Genomic DNA, 9,664 nt, shown 5'->3' with positions numbered 1-9,664 from the left:
CCGGCGGTGCCGGCAGATCAACACGCCGGCGGTGCCGGCAGATCAACACGCCGGCGGTGCCGGCAGATCAACACGCCGGCGGTGCCGGCAGATCAACACGCCGGCGGTGCCGGCAGATCAACGCCGAAACCAGAGGTTCCGTGCTCCGGGCCCGTTCTGCATTCTCTGCAGGATCGGGTGCCGGAGCGCTTCCGTTCCGCGCATCATGCGCGGCCGCCGCAGGGTGCGGGCCATCCACTCACCTAGCGTGACTCCGGCCGCGAGTGCGACGCCGATGCCGAACGCCGACAGCAGGGCACTGATGCCGAGTAGCAACTCGTCGCTCAGCAGTGCGTAGAGAGCGCGGTACAGGGCGAGTCCCGGCAGCAGCGGGGTGATGCCCGCGACCGCGATCACCTGCGGCGGCGTCAGTGCCCGCCGGGCGAGCAGGCCGCCGACGAACCCGACCACCGTCGCCGCGATGGCCGTGCCGACCACCGGTCCGATCGACAGGATCAGCCGCACGGAGTAGTAGACGAGGATGCCCGCGGCGCCGCTGAGCCCTGCCACCAGGAGCGCCCGGCGCTCGGCGTAGCAGGCGAGGGCGAAGAACAACGCCGTGAACGCACCCGCGGCGACCTGCACGGGCGTTTCGCTGAAACTGGGTGAGATCGGTGCCGGGGTGGTGTCCGGCAGCGGAGTCCCCAGTGCCGCTGCGATCCGCAGCGAGATCGCCACACCGGCGATGATCCCGCCGGTCATCATCAGCACCTCGAAGAACCGTGCCACCGCCGTGACCGGGGAGCCGGTGATCGCGTCCTGCACCGATCCGACCAGCGCCAGGCCGGACAGCAGCACGGTCACACCTGCCGCGATGACCAGCGACGGTTTGACGTCGAGATCGAGTGGATCGCGCAGCGCGTACAGCACTCCGGCCGGGGCGGCCGCCACGAAACCGCCCGCCACCTGCTGGAAGAAGAACGGCAGCCCGATCCGGTTCAGTCCCAGGTTCATCAGGTAGATGACCGCGGTCGTCAGGAAGCTGATCAGTGCGACGAGCGCGCCGCCGCCCAGCAGCACGGACACCGAGGCGGCCATGGCGGACCAGCCGAATGTCGCGACCCAGCGGTTGTAGGGGTGGGGTGCCCGGTTGATCGCGCTGATCTCCGCCAGCGCGATCGCCGGGTCGAGCGCCTCGGTACGCAGCTGACGGGTCAGTTTGTCGACCGCGGCGAGGCGGGTGAAGTCGTGCGATCGGTAGTGCACGATCCGCATGCTGGTGGCAGGGGGCATCGTCGGACCCCGGTGCGCGCTGACGCGGATCGAGTTGTAGGTGACGTCGACGTCGCAGCGGGCCAGCCCGTAGGTCGCGGCGACGAACTGGATCTGGGTGGTGGTGTCGGCGACGGACGTCCCGGCCGCGAGCAGCACCTCGCCCGAGCGCACCGCCAGATCGAGCACCTCGGCGACCCGTGCATCGTCGGTGAGGTCGATCGGCCGCAGGGGAGTGGGCGCGGCGACCGGTTCGTCGACGACAGCGCGTTCTCCGACGAGGTTGCTCAGTGTGTCGAGGACACCGCGCCACCTCGACACGTCAGGACACCAGGTCCGCTTCCGTCAGGTCGGTCGCTTCGAACGCGGCGGCCAGGTCGTCGTGCCGGAAGACCGAGGTGACCTGGTCGTGCACGACCCGGAAGGCCATGGCCATGGTGGTCGTCTCGCCGGGGCGGGCCGCGACCTTGGTCGCCTCCTCGACGACCACCACTCCCTCGTGCACGAACATGCGGCCCGGATCGAGCGTCAGCCCGGCGGTCGATGCCCATTCCCGCAGCGCGCCGAGGCCCTGGCCCGCCCCCTCCGCGTCGGCGATCTCGATGTCGTCGCTGGAGAGCGCCAGCAGGGTGTCGAGGTCGGAGGCGTTCAGCGCGTCGTGCCACGCGAGGACCGTGGCGATCTCGGAGGTACTCATGGCCTTCACGCTATCGGTTCCCGGGCGACGGGGCGTGGACGCGCGGGGCGCGGCGTCGCCGCCTTACGGTGCGGTGCCCTCGGCATACCGCCCGGCCAGTTCGGTGCCGATCCGCGCCAGCTCGTCTCGTACGGTCTGCGGTTCGAGCACCTCGACCGCCGCGCCCCAGCCGGCGAGGTTGCGGGCGATGTCCAGCGGGGTCGGGGCGGCCAGGCGGACGCGGGCGCGGCCGTCGTCGGTGTCGCCGTCGGCGTGGCAGTGGCGGCCGAAGTGGTCACGCAGGATCGGGACGAATCTCGGTTCGATCAGCACGGTCGCCCAGGTGGTCGATCGCCGCTCCTCCATCTTCCCGACCACCTCCTCCCAGGTCGCGGCGAGTTCGAAGTCGTCGGGTCGCCCGGCGGGATGGTCGGTGGTCTGCGCCTCGGCGATCCGATCCACCCGGAACGTGCGCCGGCCACGGTCGGTCCCCGCGATCAGGTACCAGGTGTCGTCCTTGGTGACCAGGCCCCACGGCTCGACCAGCCGCTCGCTGCGCGATCTCGCGCCGTTGACGTAGGCGAGCCGGACCTTGCGCCGGCGGATCACGGCGTCCTGTAGCAGTGCGACCACCTCCGGCCGGTCGCGTTCGCGTTCGCCCCAGCGGGTCGGGTCGATCATCACGGCCTCTGCGGCGGCCTCGGCGTCGGCCCGGAACGTATGAGGCAGCGCACGGACGAGCTTGCGCAGCGCGGCCTTCACCTCGGACGACACGGCCGCCGCCGGGCCGACAAGCAGGAACAGGGCCTGCGCTTCGGTCGCGGACAGACCGGACAGGTCCGTGCGGGCACCGCCGACGAGGGACCAGCCGCCGCCTCGCCCGGCCTGCGGGTACACCGGGATGCCCGCCGCGGACAGGGCCTCCAGGTCGCGGCGGGCCGTCGCGACGGATACCTCGAGTTCGTCGGCGACCTCGGCCGCGGTGACCCGTCCGCGGGACTGCATCAGCAGGAGGGTGGCGACGAGACGGTCTGCGCGCATGTCGTCGAGTTTCCCAAACAAAGTGCTCAGTTGATGAGCACTTTGACCGTGAGGATGGATCTCGTCATCAACCGAACAGGCCACTGCAGGCAGAACCGAAGGGAATCACCGATGTTGCGAGGACTCACCACCGTCAGCTTCTTCGCCGACGACGTCGCGGCCGCCAAGGACTGGTACACCGAGGTGCTCGGAATCGAGCCCTACTTCGCCCGCGACGTCGACGGGCGCACCGCGTACGTCGAGTTCCGTATCGGCGACCTCCAGCACGAACTCGGCATCGTCGACGCCCGGTTCGCGCCGCACGCCCGCACCGAGCAGCCCGCAGGCCAGATCGTCTACTGGCACGTGGACGACGCCACGTCCGCCTTCGAGCGACTGCTCTCGCTGGGTGCCACCGTCCACGACAAGCCCCTCGAACGCGGACCGGGATTCGTCACCGCCTCGGTCGTCGACCCCTTCGGCAACGTCCTCGGTGTCATGTACAACCAGCACTACCTCGACGTCCTCGCTTCGAAGGTGGGGTGAGGTGAGTGGCGAGGAGGACGTTTGCCGCGCCGGTTTTCCGTCCCCATGAGGCGGATGGATATGATGGGCGCGCTTTGTCCGCCTCCTTAGCTCAGTGGTAGAGCACTCGCCTTGTAAGCGAAAGGTCGTCGGTTCAATCCCGACAGGGGGCTCCATCAAGGCCCTGAATTGCGAACCGCAGTTCAGGGCCTTTTTTCATGCCGCCGAGTCGGGGCTGTGGCCCACCGGCCGAATGGGGGCTCGGTCCGGTGGGCCTGCGTCGTTCGCCGGGGAGGGCAAGAACGACGTGAAGGAACGGTAGCGCGAATCGGGGTTGCTGATGCGTAGCCGACGCGCGGATTCGGGGGTGAACCGAGGGTGAAGTTCGTGGCTGCACCGACGCCCTCGCGTGTGGTCACGGCTCGATTCCGGTCAGCAACTCGATGGCGCGCCACATGCACCCGTCGAGATCGGTCGACGAGCGCGAACGGGGAGCGACGATGGTGTCCGTGGTGGGCGACCAGATCACGGCAGTGTCCACCACCGCGGTCATCACCTCCGACAACTGGTCGGCCCATCCGGTGAGTTCCGTGCGATCGAGCAGCGGATCCCATGCGAGCGCCCACCGGGACAACGCCTCCCACCGCAGGGCGGGGTTGTTCACTGTCCGCGCTTCCATTTTGCCAATTGTATGCTCGCGGTTGGGTCGGTCTTTTCCTCGAGCGGCGATGACCGCGGTCCCTGCCTCCGACGCAGCGCGCCCCCGCGACCGAAGTCGTCGGGGGCGCGTGTGGGCTGGCGGACGCTCAGCAGCTACCGGCGACCGCGGCCTTCACTCCACGTTCGAAGTCCGCCTTGTCCTGCTCGGACTTGCCCGCCCAGTCCGGCTCCGCCTTCGCCAGCGTGATGAACTCCTCGCCGATCGCCTCCGGCGAGTTCTCTTCGGCGGTGAGCCCGGATTCCTTGAGCGTCTGGATGTAGGCGGACACGCCGTTGCAGGTGTCGACGTAGACGTCGCCGGTGGCAGCGGTTTCCGCGAAATCGTCCGACGACGATGCGGCCGTCGTGGCGTCCGACGAGGTGTCGGTCGAGTCGGTGTCCGACCCGCAGCCGACGGCGAGCAGGGACACGGAGGCGGCCGCGATTGCGGCGAAAACGATGCGCTTCATGACCGGTATCTGTATCAGACCGTCCGGGGAAACCTGACATCGGTCGGACTGTTGCAATCGGTCCGCGGGAGGACGAGCGTGGAATTGTTCATTCGTGGGGGCCGCCCCACGCGAGGCCGCCCCGACGATCGACTCGACGAGAGCCTTGGAGGAATCATGCTTGGACTCGCGATCGGCCTCGGCGCGGCAGCGGTGAGTATCGGAATCAGCCTGCTCGGAGCCGGCATCGGGATTCTGCTCAGCGACGTCAGAGCAAAGCATCACATCCGCCCGCTGCGGCCCTGACCGCCGGTGAGTGACCGGGACGGCCGCCAATCGACGGTGGTTGTTCACCATCCCCTCGCGTGGCTGCGGTCCCACGCGGCCCGGCGTCGCGGCGTCGCGGCCGAATCCGGAGTTCCGGAGGGGGCGAACGACGTGCTCGAACGCCTGGCCGGCCTCCCGCTCAGTGTGTGGACCTACCGGTTCGACCACGAGTCGGTCCGGCATATGGGGCCGATGGCGCAGGATTTCGCCCAGACCTTCGGGCTGGGGTCCTCGGACCGCAGCATCGCCCAGGTCGACGCGAACGGCGTCTGCATGGCCGCCGTCCAGGCGCTGTACCGGCGACTGGTCGCGGTGGAGGCGGAGCTCGACCGGCTGCGGGACGCGAATGCGGCCGAGGCGCCGACCGATCCGCGGTGAGGCGGCTATCCTGACCCGACGCCCTATCCGGCCCGGAGGTCAGCGATGCCAGCACTCACCGTCGGCACTCCGGACGGCGCGATCGACGCGGTACTCGAACGGCCGGACGGCGACGGCCCGCACCCGGGCGTCGTGGTGGTGCACGACGCGCTCGGCCTCGGCGCCGACATCCGCGGCATCGCACGGGACATCGCCGACCACGGCTACCTGGCGCTGGCTCCGGACCTCTACTCGCGCGGCGGCGTCGCGCGCTGCATGACGGGCGTGTTCCGCGACCTGATCCGTCGGCGGGGGCGGGCGTTCACGGACCTGCTCGCCGCCCGCGACGAGCTGAGGGCGAGCTCGGACTGCACGGGCGCGGTCGCGGTGGTCGGATTCTGTATGGGCGGTGGATTCGCGTTGGCGTTGTCGCCCATGGGTTTCGATGCGTCCGCTCCCTTCTACGGCCCGTTGCCGCGGCACCTGGACGAGGCGCTCGGCGGGGCCTGCCCGATCGTCGCCAGCTACGGTTCCCGCGACCCGATCCTGCCGCGGGCAGGCGCGAAACTGTCCGCCGCCCTCGACCGGCAGCGAATTCCGCACGACGTCAAGACGTATCCCGGGGTCGGGCACAGTTTCGCCAACCACCTGCCCGCCGGTCCCGCGGCACCGCTGTTGCGGGTCGTCGGGTTCGCGTACGGCGAGGAGCAGACGCGGGACGCCTGGCGCCGGGTCTACGGATTCCTCGACGAGCACCTGACGACGACGAGCACCTGACGACGGGGCCGTTGGGGGCTAGTGCAATTCGGTCGCGTTCGGCCGGCCGCTCTTGAGCCAGCGGCCGGGCAGTCTGCCCGCGAGTTCACCGAGCGGCCCCACGGCGGCGCTGAGGACACCGACGGTCTCCCGGAGCATTTCGATGCTGTCGCCCATCTGTTCCAGGTTCGGGGCGAGGGAGGTGAGGGTCTCCGACAGCGACACGATCTGGTCGAGTGGACCGCCCTCGGCGATGATCCGTTCCAGCGGGCCGTCCTTGGCGAGCAGGGACTCGAGCACGCCGCCCTCCTCGAGGGCACGGTCGATGATGCCGCCCTCCTTGGTGAGGGTTTCGAGTGGTCCGGCGGTCGCGGTGAGTCGTTCGAGCGGGCCGTCCTCGGCCGTGAGCCGATCCAGCAGGCCGCCGGGGGCGAGGAGCCGCTCGACGGGGCCGTCCTCGTCGAGCAGGCGCTCCACCGGTCCGCCCGGGGCGAGGAGGCGTTCGAGGGGGCCGCCGGGTTCGATGATCCGTTCCAGGGTGCCCCCGGGCGCGGTGAGCCGGTCGACGACGCCGCCCGGTTCGAGGAGCCGGTCGACCGGACCGCCCGGGCGCATCGCCTGCCCGAGCGGACGCTGATCGGAGGCGAGTTCGGCGACCTGCTGCAGCAGCTTGAGCGGGCCGGACGGGTTCGCGGCGGCAAGGCCGCCGAGGCCCGCCACGTCGCCGGTCACCGACGCGGACACCACCACGCGCGCCGCACCCAGGGCCGACTCGGCCACGCCCAGCGCGGTGTCGGTGAGCAGGAGGCCCACCCTCGCCGGCAGTGTGACCATCGCCACCAGGTTCATGCGATCACTGTAACCGCCGATTACGGACGCCGACCGGATCCGTCGCGGGTCAGTGCAGGGCCTTGAGGCCGACCACGCAGCCGACGATGCCGAGCATGAGCAGCACCTTCATCACCGACGCGGATTCGCTGCCGGTGACCATCGCGTATCCAACGGTCAGTGCGGCACCGATGCCGACCCACACCGCGTAGGCCGTGCCCACGGGCAGTGTCCGCATCGCGTACGCCAGGCCCGCCATGCTCGCGACGATCGCGACGCCGAACACGACGGAGGGGGCCAGCCGGGTGAAGCCGTCGGACTTGCCGAGGGCGGTCGCCCACACGGCTTCGAGGACACCTGAGATGACGAGAACAATCCAGGCCATGACGAAATCCCTCCCAGGCACCGTCTTTTCGCTGGCCGGGTACGGTGCGCTCGTCCGGATGTCGTCGTTGACGCTTCCACCGTAGCAACGGCTCACACGGGGGGAGTAGCGGATGTGAGCGATCTGACCAGAGGCTCACAGGAAACTCCCAGATGGCGATCAGCGACCGGACAGGGATCGGGGTGATGATGGCGTAGTGACTGTCACCAAACCCGATGCAAAGATCCTGATCGTCGACGACGAGCCGAACATCGTCGAGTTGCTGTCGGTGAGTCTGCGCTTCCAGGGTTTCGAGGTGGAGACCGCGTCCGCGGGGGCCGAGGGACTCGACAAGGCGAAGGCGTTCCGGCCCGACGCGATGATCCTCGACGTGATGATGCCCGGCATGGACGGCTTCGGCCTGCTGCGCCGGCTGCGTGCCGACGGCATCGACGCCCCGGTCCTGTTCCTCACCGCGAAGGACGCCGTCGAGGACAAGGTGACAGGGCTGACCCTCGGCGCCGACGACTACGTCACCAAGCCGTTCAGCCTCGAGGAGGTCGTGGCCCGGCTGCGGGTGATCCTGCGCCGCGTGACCCGGGACCCGAACGTCGTCGAATCGTCCCGGATCACGTTCGCGGACATCGAGCTCGACGACGACACCCACGAGGTGTGGAAGGCGGGGGAGCAGGTGTCGCTGTCGCCGACCGAGTTCACCCTGCTGCGCTACTTCATGGTCAACGCCGGTGTGGTGCTGAGCAAACCCCGCATCCTCGACCACGTCTGGCACTACGACTTCGGCGGCGAGGTCGGTGTCGTCGAGTCCTACGTGTCGTACCTGCGCCGGAAGGTGGACACCACCGAGCCGCGCCTGATCCACACCCTGCGTGGCGTCGGGTACGTCATGCGTGAGCCGAGGTAGCGCGGATGCGCGGAGTGCGCCGGCCGCCTCTGCGGGTGACGCTGGTGGCGGCGCTGCTGGTGCTGGCTGCGCTGGGCCTGCTCGCGTCCGGGGTGGCGGTGACCTCGGCGATGAAGAACTCGCTGATCACGCGGACCGACACCACGCTGCGGGAAGCGTCGCTGACGTGGGCGAAACCCCGAACCCATCCGCTGCCGCCGCCCCCGAGTTCCGAGCCGGGACCGTCGCGCCCGCCGAGCGTGTTCTACGTGCGCAGCGAGACGCCGGACGGCTCAACGCGTGTGGTCACCAACGACCTGCCCGTCGAGCCTGACCTGTCCGAATTCTCCGGCTCGGGGCCGGCTACCGTCGGGTCCGTCGGCGACTCGGGCAAGCACTGGCGCGTCCTGACCACCACGACGCCGGACGGCGCCGTCACGGTCGCGGTGCGACTCGGCGACGTCGACGCGACCGTGGAACGGCTGATCGGTCTGCAGATCGGAATCGGCGTCGTGGTCCTCGTCGCGCTGGGGGTGATCGGGTACTTCGTGGTCCGTCGCAGCCTGCGACCGCTCGTGGAGGTCGAGGAGACCGCGGCCGCGATCGCGGAAGGGCGTCTGCACCAACGGATCCCGATCCGTGAGGACCGCACGGAGGTCGGTCGGCTGACGGTCGCGCTGAACGGGATGCTTGAGCAGATCCAGACGGCCTTCGCCGCGACCGAGGCGTCCGAGGAATCGGCCCGCCGCTCCGAGGAGAAGATGCGGCGGTTCGTCGCCGACGCCAGCCACGAACTGCGCACCCCGCTCACCACCATCCGCGGATTCGCGGAACTCTATCGGCAGGGTGCGATTCCCGATGCCGGACAGGCGATGTCGCGGATCGAGTCCGAGGCCTCCCGGATGGGCTTGCTCGTCGAGGACCTGCTGATGCTGGCCCGGCTCGACGCGCAGCGTCCACTCGAACAGGTCCCGGTCGATCTGCTGACGGTCGCGGCCGACGGCGTGCACGCGGCCCGGGCCATCGCCCCCGAGCGGTCCATCGCGCTGGAGGTCGTCGACGGCCCGGGCCGGCCGGAGGTGCTCGGCGACGACGCCCGGATCCGTCAGGTGCTGACGAACCTCGTGGGCAACGCTCTCGGCCACACGCCCGCCGACGCCGCGATAACGGTGCGGGTCGGCACCGTCGGCGAGCACGCGTTGCTCGAGGTCGCCGACACCGGGCCGGGCCTCGACGCCGAAGCGCGCGACCGCGTGTTCGAGCGGTTCTACCGGGCCGACTCGTCCCGCACCCGGCAGTCCGGTGGCAGCGGGCTGGGCCTGTCCATCGTCGCTGCCCTCGTCGCCGCGCACGGTGGCACCGTGACCGTGGAGTCCCCCGACAGCGGGGGAGCGGTGTTCCGGGTGTTGCTTCCGCGTGTCAGCGGGGACGAGTAGCCGGTTCTGCGAACCGGTTCCACGCCGGCGCTCGACACCGACTTCTCTTCCGACCTCGCTGGGTAGGGTGGGTCC

Annotated in this window: 13 protein-coding genes, 1 tRNA gene and 1 riboswitch; of the genes, 7 read left to right on the top strand and 7 right to left on the bottom strand. The window is 69.9% G+C overall.

Annotated elements, in window-relative coordinates; translation table 11 throughout:
* Positions 1-117 precede the first annotated feature (117 nt).
* From ACWDUM_RS05045 to ACWDUM_RS05035, 3 genes are all read right to left on the bottom strand, one after another.
* A complete protein-coding gene (locus ACWDUM_RS05045) occupies positions 118-1,572 on the bottom strand; it encodes a threonine/serine ThrE exporter family protein (RefSeq protein ID WP_450133109.1) in 1,455 nt (484 codons plus the stop codon).
* A 1-nt stretch (position 1,573) separates the two neighbouring features.
* Positions 1,574-1,948, bottom strand: a complete 375-nt coding sequence (locus ACWDUM_RS05040) for a nuclear transport factor 2 family protein (RefSeq protein WP_450116586.1) — start codon at positions 1,946-1,948, stop codon at positions 1,574-1,576.
* 63 nt (positions 1,949-2,011) lie between these two features.
* Positions 2,012-2,968 (bottom strand): helix-turn-helix transcriptional regulator, encoded by a 957-nt coding sequence (locus tag ACWDUM_RS05035; protein WP_450133108.1) that lies wholly within the window; start codon positions 2,966-2,968, stop codon positions 2,012-2,014.
* 111 nt (positions 2,969-3,079) lie between these two features.
* Between ACWDUM_RS05035 and ACWDUM_RS05030 the strand changes: the two genes are divergently transcribed.
* Together ACWDUM_RS05030 and ACWDUM_RS05025 are read left to right on the top strand one after the other, a co-directional pair.
* Positions 3,080-3,493 carry a VOC family protein gene (locus tag ACWDUM_RS05030; protein WP_450133107.1) on the top strand — a complete coding sequence of 138 codons (414 nt, stop codon included), beginning with the start codon at positions 3,080-3,082 and terminating at the stop codon, positions 3,491-3,493.
* A gap of 80 nt (positions 3,494-3,573) precedes the next feature.
* A tRNA-Thr gene (locus ACWDUM_RS05025) sits at positions 3,574-3,648 on the top strand.
* A gap of 239 nt (positions 3,649-3,887) precedes the next feature.
* On the opposite strand, the gene ACWDUM_RS05020 is transcribed toward ACWDUM_RS05025, so the two are convergent.
* Positions 3,888-4,151 carry a hypothetical protein gene (locus ACWDUM_RS05020; protein ID WP_450133106.1) on the bottom strand — a complete coding sequence of 88 codons (264 nt, stop codon included), beginning with the start codon at positions 4,149-4,151 and terminating at the stop codon, positions 3,888-3,890.
* Positions 4,152-4,278: 127 nt separating this feature from the next.
* Positions 4,279-4,641, bottom strand: coding sequence for a hypothetical protein (locus tag ACWDUM_RS05015; protein ID WP_450133105.1), 363 nt, complete (start codon positions 4,639-4,641; stop codon positions 4,279-4,281).
* Positions 4,642-4,797: 156 nt separating this feature from the next.
* Here ACWDUM_RS05015 and ACWDUM_RS05010 point away from each other — a divergent pair, with 156 nt between their 5' ends.
* Genes ACWDUM_RS05010 through ACWDUM_RS05000 form a run of 3 tightly spaced genes read left to right on the top strand, consistent with a single transcriptional unit; the run spans position 4,798 to position 6,081 of the window.
* Positions 4,798-4,926, top strand: a complete 129-nt coding sequence (locus ACWDUM_RS05010) for a hypothetical protein (RefSeq protein ID WP_450116591.1) — start codon at positions 4,798-4,800, stop codon at positions 4,924-4,926.
* Between the two features lie 6 nt (positions 4,927-4,932).
* Complete coding sequence (locus ACWDUM_RS05005; protein WP_450133104.1) at positions 4,933-5,325, top strand: tail fiber domain-containing protein; 393 nt, start codon at positions 4,933-4,935, stop codon at positions 5,323-5,325.
* 45 nt (positions 5,326-5,370) lie between these two features.
* Positions 5,371-6,081: a dienelactone hydrolase family protein gene (locus tag ACWDUM_RS05000; protein ID WP_450133103.1), complete on the top strand. Its 711-nt coding sequence runs from the start codon at positions 5,371-5,373 to the stop codon at positions 6,079-6,081.
* Positions 6,082-6,099: 18 nt separating this feature from the next.
* Here the strand turns inward: ACWDUM_RS05000 and ACWDUM_RS04995 are convergent, their stop codons facing one another.
* Both ACWDUM_RS04995 and ACWDUM_RS04990 read right to left on the bottom strand, forming a co-directional pair.
* Entirely contained in the window at positions 6,100-6,909 is an 810-nt protein-coding gene (locus tag ACWDUM_RS04995) for an ABC transporter (protein WP_450116594.1), read from the bottom strand.
* A 49-nt stretch (positions 6,910-6,958) separates the two neighbouring features.
* A complete protein-coding gene (locus ACWDUM_RS04990) occupies positions 6,959-7,273 on the bottom strand; it encodes a DMT family transporter (protein ID WP_450116595.1) in 315 nt (104 codons plus the stop codon).
* Between the two features lie 14 nt (positions 7,274-7,287).
* Positions 7,288-7,350: riboswitch (guanidine-III (ykkC-III) riboswitch) on the bottom strand.
* A gap of 119 nt (positions 7,351-7,469) precedes the next feature.
* On the opposite strand from ACWDUM_RS04990, the gene ACWDUM_RS04985 reads away from it, so the two are divergent.
* Positions 7,470-8,174 carry a response regulator transcription factor gene (locus ACWDUM_RS04985; protein WP_450116596.1) on the top strand — a complete coding sequence of 235 codons (705 nt, stop codon included), beginning with the start codon at positions 7,470-7,472 and terminating at the stop codon, positions 8,172-8,174.
* A 5-nt stretch (positions 8,175-8,179) separates the two neighbouring features.
* Complete coding sequence (locus ACWDUM_RS04980) at positions 8,180-9,589, top strand: sensor histidine kinase (protein ID WP_450133102.1); 1,410 nt, start codon at positions 8,180-8,182, stop codon at positions 9,587-9,589.
* Positions 9,590-9,664: the final 75 nt, after the last annotated feature.

It is taken from the genome of Rhodococcus sp. NPDC003322 (assembly GCF_053589555.1).
Note: the sequence above shows the minus strand (reverse complement) of the source record. Positions and strands in the feature narration are given on the sequence as shown.